This window comes from Sebaldella termitidis ATCC 33386, assembly GCF_000024405.1.
GTDB lineage: Bacteria > Fusobacteriota > Fusobacteriia > Fusobacteriales > Leptotrichiaceae > Sebaldella > Sebaldella termitidis.
Genome location: NC_013517.1, coordinates 3495326 through 3511483 on the forward strand (window position 1 = coordinate 3495326; position 16158 = coordinate 3511483).

A 16158-nucleotide genomic window follows, 5' to 3' on the forward strand; every position below is an offset into this window, starting at 1 on the left:
TTTTTAGTTCTCTTTCTTTTTAATTCTACCATATTTTTTCCAATCTACAAAGATTTTTATAGTAAGAAAATAAAATGGAACGCGATTCTGCTTTGGCTGTTTATTATTTCCATAGTTTTTCCCCTTATTATCAGTTATTTTAATGTAGTTTTCCTATAGAAAACTCTTTAATTCCCTTTTTTTATCCCTAAAAATAAAAACAGACTTTTCGTCATCACACGAAAAATCTGTTTTGGTTTAGAAATCGAAATATTCTGCGGGCTCTATACTTATTATTTTAATTCCGGCCAGTATTCTTTATTAGCCTCGATCAAATCATCAAGTATCAGTTTTGCTACTCTTGCACTAGGCACAGTTTTTGACAATGTAATTGCCTGCCACAGTTTTTCATAAGAATTTTCTGCCCATGCTTCTACTACGAGTTTTTCTACCGAAACCTGCTGCTCCATCATTCCTTTCTGGAATTGTGGTATACTTCCTACCACAAGCGGTTCAGGTCCCTGCGAACCTACTATACATGGTATTTCCACCATTGCCGTAGGGTCAAAATTTATTATTGCCCCGTTATTCGGAACAATAAGAAGCATTCTTTCCTTTGTATTATAAGAAATTGCTCTTGCCAGATCCACTATATATGAAGCATGCTCATCTATTTCAAATTCTGTATTTTTTGCAGTACCGCTCTCTTTTATTTTTTTACACTCACCAAAAATAAATTTTTCTCTGCCGTCCATTACCTCATTTGCTCTTGTATAATCAGGATTTGAGTGCTCTACTACTTCATCAGAAAACAGGTAATATTTCAGATATGTATTAGGCAGTGTTTTCTGATCCAGCATATATACGTCCTTAGCCTTGGCAAATGTATCATTCCAGCTTGCCTCCACATGCTGTCCTTCTACTTTTGCATCAGGTACATAACCGTGTTTTTTTACATGCTCTTTTAATTTCGGCATAAGATCATTTCCTTCTTTATCTCTTATATCTGTCCACCATCCGAAGTGATTCAGCCCGAAGTATTTTATTTCCATATCTTTTCTTGATTCAAGTCCCAGTATCTGTGCCATTCTTACTTCTATTCCTATAGGCATATCACATATATTCAGTATTTTTGAATCAGGTCTCAGCTTTCTTGTAGCCTCTGCAACGATTGCCGCAGGATTGGAATAATTCAGCATCCATGCATCAGGCGAATATTTTTCCATATAATCCACCAGTTCTATAACAGGACCTATTGATCTCATACCATATGCCACACCTCCGGGACCGCATGTTTCCTGACCTACTACCCCGTGTTTAAGAGGAATTTTCTCATCCTTTTCTCTCATTGCATATTTCCCTACCCTTATATGCGCCATGACAAAGTCTATATCGGTAAATGCTGTCTTAGGGTCTGTAGTCGCCAGAAATTCTATTTCGGGAGCTTTCTCCTTTAAAATTATTTCACATGCATCAGCTACTATGTCTTGTCTTTCCTTATCATTATCATAAAAGATAATTTTTCTTATAGGAAATTTTTCAAGATTATCCAGAAGCATAAGTATAATTCCTGGTGTAAATGTACTTCCCCCGCCTGCTACTACAATTGAAAACTTTTTCATAATTTATTCCTCCTAAAAATTTTTTATATATTATTTTTTACTTGAAACTCCTTGCAATATATTCATTTTTTAATGGCTTATTCTTTTATCAGCTCTTCAAAACGTTCTCTTACCTGCGGCACTGATAATCCGACCACTATCTGAAAAGCCTTTCCGTTTCTTACCACACCGTGAGCCCCGCCTTCCCTGAAAGCAGCATCCGGCTTTACCACAGTTTCGTCATTTACGCTTATTCTCAGCCTTGTAGCACAATTATTTACTTCCTGAATATTCTCTTTTCCGCCGAGAGCATCAAGAAATATCATTGCCTGATCCATAAATGCATCTTTGGTGTTAAGGTCACCTTTTTTGGCTTTATAGTCTGCCTTTGAGTATAGTTTTACTTCCGCATTCTCCTCTTCTTCACGTCCCGGTGTAGCGATATTAAATTTTAGTATGAGAAACCGGAATACAAAAAAGTAAATTACAGTAAAGATCAGCCCGATAATTATTTGTGCAAATACAGTTCCTGAATGATTCTTAAACAGCGGTATCCAGTTCTGCGTCATTATTTCTATGAGTCCGCCTCCCATATTTCCCACTACCCCAAAGGCATACATTATAGTTGCCATTGTAGCTGCAAGCACAGCATGCACTGCAAATAATGCCGGTGCTATAAATATAAATGTAAATTCAAGAGGTTCTGTAATACCTGCTACTATTGCAGTTAAGGTTGCCGACACCAGAAGACCGAGAACCATTTTTTTCTTTTCAGGTTTGGCTGTTACATATATTGCAGCCGCTATCCCCGGAACACCAAATATTTTAGAATTTCCATGAAGAGCAAATCCGCCTTGCGGAAACAGATTTTTTAACGGCTCTGTCGATGCAGCAAATTCCGGAAGATGTTCAGCCCAGTATTTTGCTATACCGCCCTCCACCACTGCAGGACCAAATATAAACGGACCGTATATAAAGTGATGAAGACCTGTAGGAATAAGAATTCTTTCCAAAAATGTATAAAGCCATACGCCCAGCAGCTGCGAAGATACTAAAAATCCCTGCATCGAAGCTATCAGATTCTGAATTACCGGCCATACAAACGCCGTAACCAAGGCACACGGTATCATGGCAAAAAATGCTATTATTACCACAAATGACGAGCCCTGAAATATCCCGAGAAAATCAGGAAGCTTAGTGTCAAAATATCTGTTGTGTATGCCTATTATAATAGCTGATATTGCTATAGCACCTACTATACTTGTATCAAGTGTTTTTATCCCGGCTATATCAGTAAGACCGCTAATACCCCCTATTTCCTGAGTCATGTCTACGCCAAACCGTCCGCCCCATATAGTAAGTATTGCATTTAGAAAATAATTAAATGTAAGATATGATACTAATGTTTCCAAACATGCTCTTGCATGTGCCTTTTTTGCCAATCCTATCGGCAGCCCTACTGCAAATAACAGCGGCATCTGCCTGAAGACTGTCCATCCTCCTTCTTCCACCACCTGAAATATTTTGTACCACATATGGTCGGGAGTTGCCAGATTTCCAAATATATCCGGATTTTTGAATAATATTGTAAGTCCTACAACCATACCGGCAAACGCAAACAGCATTACCGGCGTAAACATTGCTCCTCCAAATCTCTGTACTTGTTTTAACATTCTACCACCTCTAAAAAAATTTATTATATTATTTTAAAATTAACAAATATATATTTTTATAGTTAATTATTAAATTTTACCGAGTTGACTTTTTCCAATTTTAGTCTACCTTTATTTTATTATTCTGTCAATATCAAAAGATGAATTTTAATTTAATAACTTCAAATAAATATTATTTTTAAATTTATAATAAAAAAATAAAAAATAAATCATAGAAAAAATAATTTACGAATTTATTTTTGTTTTTGTTCGTAGAAAATGTTATAATTAATAAAAAATATATTTTCGCATATTTTTTTTATAGAAAATAATAATAAAAAATTTCGTTTTTCTTTTACTGGTGAGGTGTATATGGAAGCAATTTTAGAAAATATTTTTGAAAAAAATTTTGAAAATTTTATTGTAAATATAGATTTAGATCGAAATTTTTCCAAAAATGAAAAGAAATTTTTGGAGATTTTGTACTTTAATTTTGATTCTGATTCATTATATTTATTTTTTGATACGGAAAATCTGAAAAAAGCGCTTAATTACAAAGATGATTCCCAAATCCCCGTATTCTTTGAGAAACTAATGTCAAAGAAGATCAGATATACTATTTCCGAAAATGATGATATTCTTTATTCAGGATTCTTTTCCATAATAAATTCATATTTTCACGGAAATAATAAAACAGGAATTTCTGTATCACAGGAATTAAAAATGTCTTTCAGGGAAAATAATTTTTTCTCCTGTTATAATTTTGAGAAATATATATTTATGGAGGAACCCGCTTCGCTGAAGTTATATGAATATATTAACTCTACTGCACCAAGAGACTTTTTATCATTATCACTGACTGAGCTGAAAGATATTCTCGGATTGAAAGATGCTTATGTCAGATTTTTTGATTTTGAAAAATACATACTAAAAAAAATAATAAAAGATATCAATCTGTTTTCTGATATAAAAATAGAATATCAGAGACACAAGTCATCTAATACCCTGATCAACTTCTTTTTTACAAAAAATGAGAACAGTATATATAATACAAGCTATAATCTTGCAAAAAAGATAATGAAGTCATTGAAAAATAAAATAGATGATCCGAAATTTATAACCAGTCTTATTTCCGGTTATATAATAAAAAAAGGGTATGATTATGTCTGTGTTAATGCATCTTTTGCCGATACCGTAAAGGATGACGGAAATTTTGATTACCTGCTGAAAAAAGCATTAATGTATGATTCCGCAGAATTTGAAAAAAATAAAAGAGAAAATTTCGTATTGTTTTTTGAAAAATATGAATTATATAAAAACTCACTGGTCTTATATAATGATCTGTACAAATATCTGAATAAAATTCTCTATGTTACACCCCTTCTTGAAGAGCTCTATTCGCTTGATATTGTTACAGCCATAAGAAATCTCCGGGATAATGAAATTTTTGAATATAAAAACTCTGATTTAAAAATTATCATCCGGTACTATCTGAATAAAAAAAGCCTTGTCCAGTTATTTTTTAAAGAAAAGCTTATAAGCTCTTCTGTTTGATCCTTTTTTGAAATACTGCACCTGAAAATAAATTCTTTACCTAGTATGGTGACAAGTTCACAAGCAGCGGACTTGTTACCATACTCATTTTTATATGCTGTGATTTTATATTAATATTTTCCGGTAAAATCACAGCACCCTTTATAACAATTATAATTTCCCGGTTATTTCCTGCCAGTCTACAAAAAGATTATATTTTTCAGTCTTAAATTCAAGAACACAGTATTCAGGATCTTCCGGTCCGCTGAAATGATGCTTTAATCCTTCATACCACATTTCTTTTTTTACTTTTGGATCTGTTATTATCTCTATTGTCCCTGTTAAAGTTATGTTATATTCAAGGCTGGAAAAACATATACCCGCACGATTGCATTTTCTGACTCTTTCTGCTTTATTGCTGCTAAGTCCGGTACACATGCTTATTTTTTCAATACCTTCAGCCTGTGCCGGCGTTATTGCCGAAGCTGTCGGGTATCCCTCCAGATCAATAAGAGCAAGTACACAATACGGTTCTGACCCTTCGGCTGCATTTTTACCGGTATGTGTCTGAATGATTTTACCGGCTTTTTCAATTATCTCTTTACTCATTAAATACCTCCTCACATAAATCTAAAACTATTTGAATTATTTATAAAATAATAAGTGCAGTAAAAAATACTGACTTTTTATCCGAACAAAAATTTGCGAAAATAAGAAGCTCTATATCAGCCTTGTCTGCTCTCCGTTTTCATTAACAGAATAAGGAATCCATGCAATAAAAAATTTCTGTACTGTAATATCTGTTTTTCTGGGAGGCAGTGAAACTTTTTCCACCAAAAGATTATCCGCATTAAAATTATTTTGTATATTATCAACATCCTTTTGAAACTCTGCTTCTATCTCTTTTAATTTTTCATTTTGTATGCCGTACTCTTCCTCTGCTCTCTCCACATCGGCCTTTGCACCCCCGGTTCTTCCGAGACCTCTTAATGCAGTGGCTGCACGTCCCGTATTTACTTTTTTGCCTTTTCCGAGAAAGGCTCCGAAAACTGTAGCTCCTATATCCACGATATTAGTCATTTTTTTCTGCTTATAGTCTTCTTTTTCTTTATCTATACTTTGACCTAATTTTCTTAATTTTTCTTTCTGGGTATTAATTTTAGATGAGTATTTTTCTCTTATTTTTTCTATTTCCGCGTCTTTCTTTTCACGCATCAGATGTGACAGTCTTCCTCTGAAAGTCCCCTCATCCTCTTCGGGAGCTGAATATGCTTTGAAATCTTTACTGTAAAACAAATCCACCGGATTTGCCTCATATAAAAACTGTTTAAATGCCTTCTCCAGCTTTGAAAAAGTATTTTTTCCCAATACAGCTGCCGGAAGATTTTCAAATACAAAATTCCCGTCTGCCTCTGATGTGTAATTAGCAGTTTTCAAACGCTCGTTTTCATTAAATACTGCTGCCTCATCATCTACAGGTATCAGAAAACTGCCCGTATCCCATATGTCAATATCAGGTGCTTTTACATAATGTGCCTTGCCTTCGCCGTATATAAACGGTTTATATATCAGCTTTCCGCCGCTGCCTGCATATTTCTGCGGCTGAAAAAATACTTCCTTTACGTCCTGCGGCAGAACCGGCTTACTTCCCGACACTGCTGATGAAACATTTATATTTTCTGTGATTCCAGAATCTGCTGCTTTAGAAATTTCAGACTTTTTATCTTTCATCAAAATTTCTATCTGAGGCTTTGTTATAGGTCCTCTCAGATAATTCAGCGCCCATCTTGTCTGAAATATCTCGGCATTGCTTCCGTTTGTATTGCTTACAAGAAATGTTCTGTTTTCAAGCCCTGATATTATATCCTCAAGACCGCCCTTGTCCATTTCCGAATTAATGCTTCTAAGACCCTCTATCATACGGCTTTTATCCCTTTCAGTCTGAAGCCTTCCTATAAACCATGTTCCTATATTGGAAAGCCCTTTATAATCAATGTCTACAGGATTCTGCGCTGCCAGCATAACGCCCAGTCCGAATGCTCTTGCCTGCTTCAGTAAAGTAAGCATAGGCTGTTTTGAAGGCGGATTTGAAACAGGAGGAAAATATCCGAATATTTCATCCATATAGAAAAGTGCTCGCAGACTGGAAGTTCCCTGCTGTGTTCTCATCCATGCCACCAATTCGTTCAGAAGCATTGTTACAAAGAACATTCTTTCTTTATCAGATAAATGTGCTATTGAAAATATGGAAATTTTTGGTTTTCCCTCTTTGGTATAAAGAAATTTCCCTATATCAAGGCTTTCTCCCTCAAGCCATACAGAAAAGGACGGCGAGGCAAGTATTGAATTTACTTTCACTGAAAGTGCCATTCTGTCCTTCTGCGGAAAGAAGCTTTCCAGATCAAAAACACCTATACTGCTAAACTGCGGCTGCTGTATAAGACGTATAAGATCTGCCAGTGTAAGGGATTTTCCCTCTGACCATGAATATGACAAAATATTGGAAATAAGTATGTGTTCTCTGCTTTGAAGCGGATCGGCCTCTATTCCTATAAGTGACAATATTCCGGATACAGTTGTCTGTATTTTTTCATTCAATGCCTCGCTGTTTTCCATTATCAGCTGTGCAGGAACATCAAAAGATTTTAATGCTGTGACAGAGATGCCTGACTTGCTTCCCGGAGTATAAATAACCACATCCGAACTGTCTTTATAAAGCTTTATTCTTTCCCCGTCCTCATCCCAGCTCTGAAGTCCGTTTTTCCATAATTCGGCAGTGGATTCGGCATATTCTTCAAGTGTCATTCCTTTTTTATCTGCCTCCTCCTGACTTATCCACGGAAGAAAGTCTTCCGGCTTCAGGTCAGGAAAGCTCAGCATAAGATTCCCGAGATCACCTTTGGGATCTATTGCTATAACAGGTATTCCGTCTATTGCCGCTTCCTCTATCAGTGACAGACAAAGTCCCGTTTTCCCGCTTCCGGTCATACCCACACAGAGTCCGTGTGTGGTAAGATCCTTGGAATCATATAAATAATATTCATTAGTAAGCTCCTTTTTCCCGAAATCATACTTTTTTCCAAGATAAAATGAACCCAGTTTTTCATAATCCAGTTTACTCATACAGCCTCCCAGTTATTTACTCTATTTAATATATTATAAAGCTTTTTAATTATTAAGTCTATGATTTTACATGAAATTTTTAAAAAAACAATTTTTTTTATTTTTTAAATTTTTTATTTGACAAAAATATTTTTTTGCACTATAATGCAAAAAATAACACTATTAGTTTCAGGAGGTAGGAAATTTGAAAAAAACTTTGATTTTATTGATGTTTTTGCACATTATGCAGATTACATGTGCAAAAGCTTTTTCACAGGATGAATTTTTAAAGCAGAATCCTGTTTTAGAAAAACTTCTTTATTATGGTACTCTGGCTCCCAGTTCTCATAATGCCCAGATGTGGAAGGTGCGAATTCTGTCTGATAACGAATTTCTTATAATTTTAGATAAGGAAAGAAACCTGAATTATGTTGATCCCGACAGCCGAGAATCTCTTATATCCATTGGTGCTTTTCTGGCTAATATTATACGCGGTTCAGAAATATTAGGGCTGAATCTGCAATATAATATCTACAATGAAACTGCTCCTGATAATTCTGTTGTATATGTTTCATTTTCAGGAATAGAAACTGAATCTTTTTCAGATTCGGTTCAAAAATTTGAAAATCTTCTCTTAAAAAGAAAAACATCCAAGGAGAAATTCTCAAAGAAAAAAATTCCTGTTCAAGAAATAAATAAAATTATTGCAGGATATGAAGACAGTGTAATTTATTTTCCCAAAGACAGTTCCTCATACCAATATATCAGGGAAAATACAATGAAAGCTTATGAAACACAGGGTCAGAATCAGGACAAAAGAAATGAACTCAGTGAGTGGTTTAGATTTTCCGATAAGGAAACTGAGGCAAAAAAAGATGGATTTAGCGCTGAAATGCTTGGCATGGGTTCATTAAAAAAATTTTTTTATTATAATTTTTATAACAGAGAAAAAGTACGGAATATAAAGTTTTTGAATGAGGAATTAAAACTTATAAAAACTCAGACAGATACTGCAGACGGCTTTTTACTTGTTATCGCAAAAGACAATTCCGTAAAGGAAAATATCCGTGCGGGAATCATTCTGGAAAACATATGGCTGAATGCTGCTGATGCAGATATAAAAATACAGCCTTTGAGTCAGATTTTGGAAGAAGAGCCATATAAAAACAATATCAGCAATGATTTGAACATAAACGGAGAAGTAAAAATGATTCTGAGAACAGGTTATTCTGCTAATAATAAAATAGTAAAAAAAGTAAGAAGAAACATAAAAGATATTTTGGATAATACCGAAATACTGAATACAAAGGAGGAAAAACAATGAAAAAAATAATGCTTATACTGTTAGCCGTATTAGGAAGTGCAGTATTTTCAGACACTATCGAGATAAGAAACGGAGGGTATTTTGAAGGGCAGTATCATACTGAGGAGGATACGCTTAAAACAAAATTTCCTGCAATGGAAGTAGCAGTAGAATACAGAAAAGAAGTAATTAACAATCTTGAAATAGGCGGCGGAATCGCATTTCAATACCAAAAAAGAATTAACGGAAATGATATAGACGGATTTAACTCTATTCCTCTGTATGCTACTGCCAGATATGCTTTTTTTGAAAGCGGTAAATTTAAGAGCTATGTAAAAGCAGATGTAGGTTATTCATATAATTCCGGAAATTTTGATGATGACATATATTATGGTGCAGGACTTGGTGTCCAATATAGTAAAATCACATGGGACATCATGTACAAAAGAAATAATTCCTCGCATAATAATTCGGAATATTACAAAAATAAATTCGATTATGACAGACTTTCTCTCAGTTCAGGTTTTATTTTTGATTTTTAATACATCAGCTATTTACAATTTTCTTCATAAGTATTATACTAATATAAAATATTTAAAATTATTATAAATATAAAGGAGTCTGCTTATGAAAGAAGAGCTGAAACTAAAAATAAGTGAACTGAAAAAAGATAATATCATAGATCATGCAGAGAAACTTTTCTCAGAGCTTGGTATTGAAAATACAACCATAGATGTTATAGCCAAAAGTGCCGGAATCAGCAAAAGAACTGTTTATACATATTTTTCTTCAAAAACAGAGCTTTATAATGCTATTTTGTACAGGGCTAATAAAGATATGTATGAATATTTTTATATACTTATACAAAAAAAGGAATTTATCTCACTTAAGCCCAAAGAAAAATTAAATGCACTTTGGAGTGCGTTAATTAACTTCAAAACAGAAAAAAATCTTTATTTTAAAATTATTACTATGTATGAAAATCAAAAAGAGGATATCAGTACCACTGATGAATATCTGAAAAAATCTTATGAATGGGGCCAGAAAATACATTTAATTCTAAAAGAAATCATTATCGAACTAAATCCTGGTTTTTTTAAGGATAAGAATCCTGATGAAATTGTGCTTATTTTATGGATGACTTCAATAAGCATCCTTAATACAATAGATGTGAAAAAGTTTTATCTGCAGGACTTTTTTGACATTAATGCGGAAGAATTTGAAAATACTTTTTTCAGATATATTGCTTCCCCGCTCTTTAACAACAAATAAAATATCACTTTCTGCCGCAGAATCTCCTGATTTTATTTTCATGACCTGTTGATGAATCCGGATATGCAAAATCGGCAGAATATCAATAATATAAAAGCTTAAGATATCATTTTAAAGAATTCAGCTTCTGATGTCTTAAGCTTTTTTCTGCATTCTACAATATATTTTAACCGTATAAGCTTTTTATCTTTCCAGTTTCACAGGTTTTCCCGTAATTATACTTTCATGTACCGCATCTGCTATTTTAGTGGCTTCAAGTCCGTCAACAGCATTTGCCATAAATTTTTCCCCGCTGATAATGCTGTCGGTAAAATCATTTATAGGATCTATTCCGAATCCAAAGGCTTTGTTATTTCTGTATGTAATAAAGTAAGAATTCGGAGTCTGCGTTTTTGTATCACTGAAAAATTCCACTCCTCTGTTTTGCGAATCACTTCTGAGATATTTTTTCTCGGTAACTATAAACATTCTTCCGTCATTTGACTTTGGAAATTTATCCGGAAGTATCCATGAATTTTCTACTGTCCATGTACTCCCTTTACTGAATTTCAATATTGCCTGTACGTTATCGTAAGTGTCTATACCCATTCCGGATAACACGCTTTTTGATCCTACGGCATAGACCTCTGTTACTTCATCTTCTATGAGGTATCTTATCAAATCATAGCAGTGTACACCGAGGAAATATGCCGGTGAGCTGTTTCTCGACCACGGCAGCCAGTTCACAGGAACGTCTATAATATCATCCATACTGACATATCCTCTTACTATCTTACCTGTATCTTCTTTTTCCAGTTCCAGTTTTAGATTTATAGAGGCCGGATCCCATCTTTTATGAAAATCTACTCCTACTTTTACATTATGAGCTTCTGCAAGCTTTATCAGCTCCTCACATTCTTTTCTGCTTGTAGCCAGCGGCTTTTCCACCAGTACATCTATATTATTTTCTATTGCGGTTTTAGCCGGTCCGAAATGATAAGGATCAGGTGTTGCAATTGAAATTATATCCGGTTTTTCCTTTTTTATCATTTCCTCAAGATCAGTATAAGTATTTATACTATATTCCTTTTTTACCATATCCAGCTTTTTGGGATCAAGATCACATACTCCCACAAGCTCGGTTTTGTCATTATTTAAATATGCGTTTATATGGTGTGAACCGTATATACCTGCTCCTACCACTGCTGCTTTTATTCTTTTCATTATTACCATCTTCCTTTCTCAAAATATCTTTTCCGAATGCTTAAAATAATCCTAAACCTATTAAATACGCTATAATAACTGCAAGCGGTCCAGTCAGCTGGCGTGAAAGAAGAACTGCCGGGGTTCCTATTTCTATAGTTTCCGGTTTAGCTTCCTGCATAGACATTCCCACGGGCAGAAAATCCGCACCGACCTGAACATTTATTGCAAATAGTGCCGGCAATGCAAATACAGGACTTATTTCTCCCGCACCGATCTTAGCCCCTATAAGAACACCCACTACCTGTGCAATAGCAGCTCCGGGTCCTAATATAGGCGATAAAAAGGGAATACCGCATATAAGTGCCAGTACTACAAGACCTATAATAGAGCCTGAAAGCGGAGTAAGAAGCTTTGCTATTGTTGTTCCTATTGCAGTGGAATTTATTATTGCTATAAACACACTGATAAATGCCATAAAAGGAACAACAGTTTTTATCATTATATCCACAGCCTCTTTCCCTGACTGAAAAAATAATGTCACTACATTTCCTATATTCAATCCGATTTTTTCAATAAGTCTCAAAAATGAAAACTTTTCTGTTCTTTCCATACTCTCCATTTTTTTTACCACAGCATCTTCTATACTGTCTTTAGTTCTTTTTTCTGCCGTCCCGTTTTCTTTCATGCCGGAAACCAATTCCAGATTACCCTCACGCACATCTGAAACATATATATCCTCAAGTATAAATTCAGCTAAAGGCCCTGACTTCCCTACAGGTGTCACATTAATAGTAGGCACCCTTTTTTTAGGATATATACCGCATCTTAGTGTTCCTCCACAGTTTATTATTACACAAAGTATTTCAGTATCCTGAGGTGTGTGCTTAAAACCGTTGACTACTTCCAATCCCAGCATTTCCGCGATTTTTTCAGCCACAGGATCTATAAAATTTCCAGTCATTGACACTATTTTTTTTTCGGGTTCATTTTTCAGATAAAGTGGTCCGCCCCATCCGTTGGAACCTCTGGATACCTTAAGTATTTTTTCCATTTTTCCTCCTTGTTTCTTTTAGAAATCATCTTTTATTATAAATTTCTTTAGATTTTTTACAGCAAGAGCTGATCTGGCTTTAGTTACTGCTATATCTCCTGGATTTTCAGCCTCATCACTTCCTGAGAACTTTACAGTCAAATGTCCAAGTTCCCTGAGGTTCTCCGCAGCCTTGCTGCCCACAGCAGTTATGATAAAAACTTCATTATCAAAATAGACTAAATTACCTTTTTTCACATCACCTGTCAGACCTTTTTTGATTCCCAGACATAAACAGTAATCTTTAAAGTCTTCGGGACCGCTGTTTATAAAAGTTATTAAATACCCCTCTTCACAGCTCTCTTCTGCAAATTTTCCCACACTTGTTATATCTGCCTCATATAAAATCATATTACACCTCTTCCGGATTTATGCAGTCTTAGCCTGTATATTTCTTCTCTTTGATAAAAATACAAATATTATTTCGGTAATAAACCCTCTCATTAATCCGACAATTACTCCGGCTATAATATATCTTATTGCAAGTCCTGAAACAGGGAGTCCGATCTTCTTTATCCCTTCTGCCACACCAAGCCAGATAAAAAGCTCAGACGGAACAACATGGGGAAATAAGGCTGTAAGCGGATGGGCTGTTGCCCCTAAGGCATCCTGATATCCCGGCTTACATTTTTCCGGAAGAAATCTCCCTACTGTAAGAGCACCCGGACTGCTGAAAAAGAACCATGCAAAGCTCGGAAGTATTCCATATGTAAGTATCTTTGACTTACCGAAAATTCTTGCCACATTATTGATTTTATCTTCTCCTATAATCTTGATAATAAAATTAATTGTGGTAAGAAGTACTATAAGCATCGGTACAGAGCCTTTTACCATTCCCACGAGAGTAAGTCCTGCTTCCTGAAATAATGCTATAAAACTCTGTGCAAAATTAGTAATAAATTCCATAAAATAAACCTCCTGTTTTTATTTATAAATTTAATTGAAAAATTTATTTTAAAGTTCTATAATTAGACATAGCACTCTAAAGTTTTTTCATACCCAATATATACCCTGATCTCAAACCATTGTCAAATAAGGATTCTTTACACTTTATTACATCTTTTTTTCGTCTTTCTTAAATATCATTATTTGATTATATACAGCTCAGGGAAAATTCAAACGACTTTTTTTCGTCTTTACTCCGAACAAAAAATTTTTAAAAAAAGGAAAAAAATATGAATCAAAAATTTTCGTTATTATCCGAAAGGCACTATTATGTAGATATCAGCCCACGAATAACTTCACGTGAAAAAAAACTTTTACTTTATGTTTTTGAAACATATAAAAAATACAGAAAGAATCCTGTAAAGCTTTCATCTGAAAAAATTCCCGCAATATTAAATGAAGAAAAAAAGGATCTGAATATTTTTCTGGAAAAACTCTCAAAAAAAAGAGTAACCTACTGCCTAAAAAATTTATACGGTTTCTCCTCTTTATTTGCCAGTGTTATTAATGTTTCAGAAAGTCTTTCCTTTTATCTTTCACATGAAATTACAGAATCCTTTAATTTTGGAACTAAATTTTATAACTATGATTTCAAATCCTTTTTTCTTTTTAATGAGAAAAGCTCACCTTTGTTCTTTCTTGAAATTTTGAAAAGAAAAAAAGTTACTGAAAATGAAATCATCATATCTATTTCAGATTTGAAAAATATATTAATGATTGAAAATGCATATGACAGGTTTTATGATTTTGAGAGATATATCTTAAAAAAAATTTTTTATGATGTGAATTTGTTTTCCAGATTTAATTTTTCCTATGAGAAGATAAAAAAGGACGGACGTATTTCCGGATTAAAGATTTTATTTGATGACTTTGAATCAATTCAGGAAAATCCTGATATTAATCATCTTATTTCCCTTGCAAAGGATCATACGGAAAATTACAAAAAGCTTCTGGAGCTTGTCAGCTCTGCCTTGAAAATAAAAGATACAGAAACAGTAAAAAAAGAGATTATTTTTTCGATCGAAAGCTATACACAAAATTTTGACAGATTTCTTGAAAAAGTTTTTAACGGAAAAATTGATATTTATGAAGATTTGAATATTGTGAATTATTATGAAAAGGAATATTCCAATTTTTATACTTTTCAGTCTGATGTAATAAAAGAACTGAAAAATCACACGGAGAACCGATCTTTACTTGAATATCTCAGTCTTTCCTATGAATTATACAGTTTTTTCTACGGGAAACAGTCTTCTTATACGAAGCTTATTCATAATATTATTCTGAAAATCCTTAAGATAGATTCTGTTTTTATTGTGAAGTTTATTTATAAGATTTAAAATTCTCATATCTGTTTCTCAATATAAAATGCACCCTTCTATAACTTCAGAGGTGCATTTTATAATTTATATTTTTATTCCATGGCTTTTTTGGCATAATCTATATCAATCTGCATATCTATATCCGGATATTTTTTCTGAAGATTTTCCAGACATTCTATAAATTTCCAGCTTTGCAGCTTTTCGGATATATCATCAAAAACTTCAGATATCCAATATGCTTTATCTTCTTTACAATATCTCTCAAAATATTCTATTGTAGTCTTCTTATCCTTTGAAAAAATTTCAGTCAGTTCTTCCCATATTCTGTATACACTTGGGTCATTAGGATGCAGCTGTCGTCTTTTTTCTATAAGTTTCTCTATTTTATGATTATTAAACATTCCCGTTTTCACTTAATTCCTCTCTCATCACATGGGTTTCAAGATCAGCCAGTCTTACAGGAACAGGAAGCCGGCTTTCACCGTTAATAAAGCTCATGGTTATCTCCATGGCAGTATCCAGCTCTATCCAGTTCCCGCATGAGACAAATACAGGCTTTACATCCTTCCGGGTTCTCAATACTCTGCCATATACTTCATTGTTTATCACAATATCTGTATATGCCCCTACTGTATTTTCCGGCATGATAAACTCCGTATTCTTTATCTTCAAATAACTTTTAGCTATCCCAATTGTAGGTTTTTCAAGATGAAAAGATGCATGTGTAGCTATTCCCATATGAGTATAGTGAAGATATCCGTTTCCGTCAAACATATAAATATCAGGATCACTAACTAGCTTAGCTTTGGCTTCCATTACCAGCGGCAGCTCTCTGAATGCGAGAAATCCCGGGATATAAGGAACTGTTATCTCTCCGCTGCTCCATACCTTCTCTTTTACCTCTCTGCTGTGAAAATCTACCACGACTATACAGCAGACAGCGAAATGTTTCCCGTCCTGATCCCAGTAGCCGAGATCTACTCCTGCCACGAGCTTTATATCTTTCATTCCAAAATTATTCTTTAGTTCTATTTTCCCAGCAAGATTTTGCTGTATATTCATAAACTTCTTTTTTATACTATCTATCCCCATATTTTATCCTTTTATAAGAATTTATTTTTGTATCAGGAAAAATTATATTTTTCCTTTTTTCATCCGCCATTCTCTAAAAATA

The 16158-nt window shown here is 34.0% G+C and carries 15 protein-coding genes; 5 read left to right on the forward strand and 10 right to left on the reverse strand.

The window, feature by feature from the left end; genetic code table 11:
* Positions 1-272: 272 nt before the first annotated feature.
* Together STERM_RS16395 and STERM_RS16400 are read right to left on the reverse strand one after the other, a co-directional pair.
* Entirely contained in the window at positions 273-1601 is a 1329-nt protein-coding gene (locus STERM_RS16395; RefSeq protein WP_012862744.1) for a 6-phospho-alpha-glucosidase, read from the reverse strand.
* A gap of 77 nt (positions 1602-1678) precedes the next feature.
* The gene (locus STERM_RS16400) at positions 1679-3253 is read right to left on the reverse strand and encodes an alpha-glucoside-specific PTS transporter subunit IIBC (protein WP_012862745.1); all 1575 of its coding nucleotides are present in this window, start codon (positions 3251-3253) and stop codon (positions 1679-1681) included.
* A gap of 351 nt (positions 3254-3604) precedes the next feature.
* On the opposite strand from STERM_RS16400, the gene STERM_RS16405 reads away from it, so the two are divergent.
* A complete protein-coding gene (locus STERM_RS16405; protein WP_012862746.1) occupies positions 3605-4786 on the forward strand; it encodes a replication initiation protein in 1182 nt (393 codons plus the stop codon).
* A gap of 150 nt (positions 4787-4936) precedes the next feature.
* Here the strand turns inward: STERM_RS16405 and STERM_RS16410 are convergent, their stop codons facing one another.
* Together STERM_RS16410 and STERM_RS16415 are read right to left on the reverse strand one after the other, a co-directional pair.
* Complete coding sequence (locus tag STERM_RS16410) at positions 4937-5374, reverse strand: pyridoxamine 5'-phosphate oxidase family protein (RefSeq protein WP_012862747.1); 438 nt, start codon at positions 5372-5374, stop codon at positions 4937-4939.
* A 111-nt stretch (positions 5375-5485) separates the two neighbouring features.
* Positions 5486-7888, reverse strand: a complete 2403-nt coding sequence (locus STERM_RS16415; RefSeq protein WP_012862748.1) for an ATP-binding protein — start codon at positions 7886-7888, stop codon at positions 5486-5488.
* A gap of 184 nt (positions 7889-8072) precedes the next feature.
* Between STERM_RS16415 and STERM_RS16420 the strand changes: the two genes are divergently transcribed.
* The 3 genes from STERM_RS16420 (at position 8073) to STERM_RS21410 (ending at position 10442) form a co-directional block, all read left to right on the forward strand.
* On the forward strand, positions 8073-9191 hold the full coding sequence (locus STERM_RS16420; protein ID WP_012862749.1) for a nitroreductase family protein: 1119 nt from the start codon (positions 8073-8075) through the stop codon (positions 9189-9191).
* Positions 9188-9712 (forward strand): porin family protein, encoded by a 525-nt coding sequence (locus STERM_RS16425; protein ID WP_012862750.1) that lies wholly within the window; start codon positions 9188-9190, stop codon positions 9710-9712. The genes STERM_RS16420 and STERM_RS16425 overlap by 4 nt, the downstream gene beginning before the upstream one ends.
* 85 nt (positions 9713-9797) lie before the next feature.
* Positions 9798-10442 carry a TetR/AcrR family transcriptional regulator gene (locus STERM_RS21410; RefSeq protein WP_012862751.1) on the forward strand — a complete coding sequence of 215 codons (645 nt, stop codon included), beginning with the start codon at positions 9798-9800 and terminating at the stop codon, positions 10440-10442.
* Between the two features lie 183 nt (positions 10443-10625).
* Here STERM_RS21410 and STERM_RS16435 read toward each other — a convergent pair whose 3' ends face one another.
* Genes STERM_RS16435 through srlA form a run of 4 tightly spaced genes read right to left on the reverse strand, consistent with a single transcriptional unit; the run spans position 10626 to position 13623 of the window.
* A complete protein-coding gene (locus tag STERM_RS16435; protein ID WP_012862752.1) occupies positions 10626-11645 on the reverse strand; it encodes a Gfo/Idh/MocA family protein in 1020 nt (339 codons plus the stop codon).
* Between the two features lie 40 nt (positions 11646-11685).
* Positions 11686-12678: a PTS glucitol/sorbitol transporter subunit IIB gene (srlE, locus tag STERM_RS16440; RefSeq protein WP_012862753.1), complete on the reverse strand. Its 993-nt coding sequence runs from the start codon at positions 12676-12678 to the stop codon at positions 11686-11688.
* 18 nt (positions 12679-12696) lie between these two features.
* The gene (locus STERM_RS16445; RefSeq protein ID WP_012862754.1) at positions 12697-13068 is read right to left on the reverse strand and encodes a PTS glucitol/sorbitol transporter subunit IIA; all 372 of its coding nucleotides are present in this window, start codon (positions 13066-13068) and stop codon (positions 12697-12699) included.
* Positions 13069-13086: 18 nt separating this feature from the next.
* Positions 13087-13623, reverse strand: a complete 537-nt coding sequence (gene srlA, locus STERM_RS16450; protein WP_012862755.1) for a PTS glucitol/sorbitol transporter subunit IIC — start codon at positions 13621-13623, stop codon at positions 13087-13089.
* 269 nt (positions 13624-13892) lie between these two features.
* On the opposite strand from srlA, the gene STERM_RS16455 reads away from it, so the two are divergent.
* A complete protein-coding gene (locus STERM_RS16455) occupies positions 13893-15002 on the forward strand; it encodes a replication initiation protein (RefSeq protein WP_012862756.1) in 1110 nt (369 codons plus the stop codon).
* Positions 15003-15076: 74 nt separating this feature from the next.
* Here STERM_RS16455 and STERM_RS16460 read toward each other — a convergent pair whose 3' ends face one another.
* Both STERM_RS16460 and STERM_RS16465 read right to left on the reverse strand, forming a co-directional pair.
* Complete coding sequence (locus tag STERM_RS16460; protein ID WP_012862757.1) at positions 15077-15397, reverse strand: hypothetical protein; 321 nt, start codon at positions 15395-15397, stop codon at positions 15077-15079.
* Positions 15378-16076 (reverse strand): endonuclease V, encoded by a 699-nt coding sequence (locus tag STERM_RS16465; protein WP_012862758.1) that lies wholly within the window; start codon positions 16074-16076, stop codon positions 15378-15380. Before STERM_RS16465 ends, STERM_RS16460 begins: the two co-directional genes overlap by 20 nt.
* Between the last annotated feature and the right edge of the window lie 82 nt (positions 16077-16158).

Bases quoted from the DNA above. Each gene is read 5' to 3' on its own strand.
- STERM_RS16395 (WP_012862744.1), bottom strand. From the start codon at position 1,601: ATGAAAAAGTTTTCAATTGTAGTAGCAGGCGGGGGAAGTACATTTACA.
- STERM_RS16400 (WP_012862745.1), bottom strand. From the start codon at position 3,253: ATGTTAAAACAAGTACAGAGATTTGGAGGAGCAATGTTTACGCCGGTA.
- STERM_RS16405 (WP_012862746.1), top strand. From the start codon at position 3,605: ATGGAAGCAATTTTAGAAAATATTTTTGAAAAAAATTTTGAAAATTTT.
- STERM_RS16410 (WP_012862747.1), bottom strand. From the start codon at position 5,374: ATGAGTAAAGAGATAATTGAAAAAGCCGGTAAAATCATTCAGACACAT.
- STERM_RS16415 (WP_012862748.1), bottom strand. From the start codon at position 7,888: ATGAGTAAACTGGATTATGAAAAACTGGGTTCATTTTATCTTGGAAAA.
- STERM_RS16425 (WP_012862750.1), top strand. From the start codon at position 9,188: ATGAAAAAAATAATGCTTATACTGTTAGCCGTATTAGGAAGTGCAGTA.
- STERM_RS21410 (WP_012862751.1), top strand. From the start codon at position 9,798: ATGAAAGAAGAGCTGAAACTAAAAATAAGTGAACTGAAAAAAGATAAT.
- STERM_RS16435 (WP_012862752.1), bottom strand. From the start codon at position 11,645: ATGAAAAGAATAAAAGCAGCAGTGGTAGGAGCAGGTATATACGGTTCA.
- srlE (WP_012862753.1), bottom strand. From the start codon at position 12,678: ATGGAAAAAATACTTAAGGTATCCAGAGGTTCCAACGGATGGGGCGGA.
- STERM_RS16445 (WP_012862754.1), bottom strand. From the start codon at position 13,068: ATGATTTTATATGAGGCAGATATAACAAGTGTGGGAAAATTTGCAGAA.
- srlA (WP_012862755.1), bottom strand. From the start codon at position 13,623: ATGGAATTTATTACTAATTTTGCACAGAGTTTTATAGCATTATTTCAG.
- STERM_RS16455 (WP_012862756.1), top strand. From the start codon at position 13,893: ATGAATCAAAAATTTTCGTTATTATCCGAAAGGCACTATTATGTAGAT.
- STERM_RS16465 (WP_012862758.1), bottom strand. From the start codon at position 16,076: ATGGGGATAGATAGTATAAAAAAGAAGTTTATGAATATACAGCAAAAT.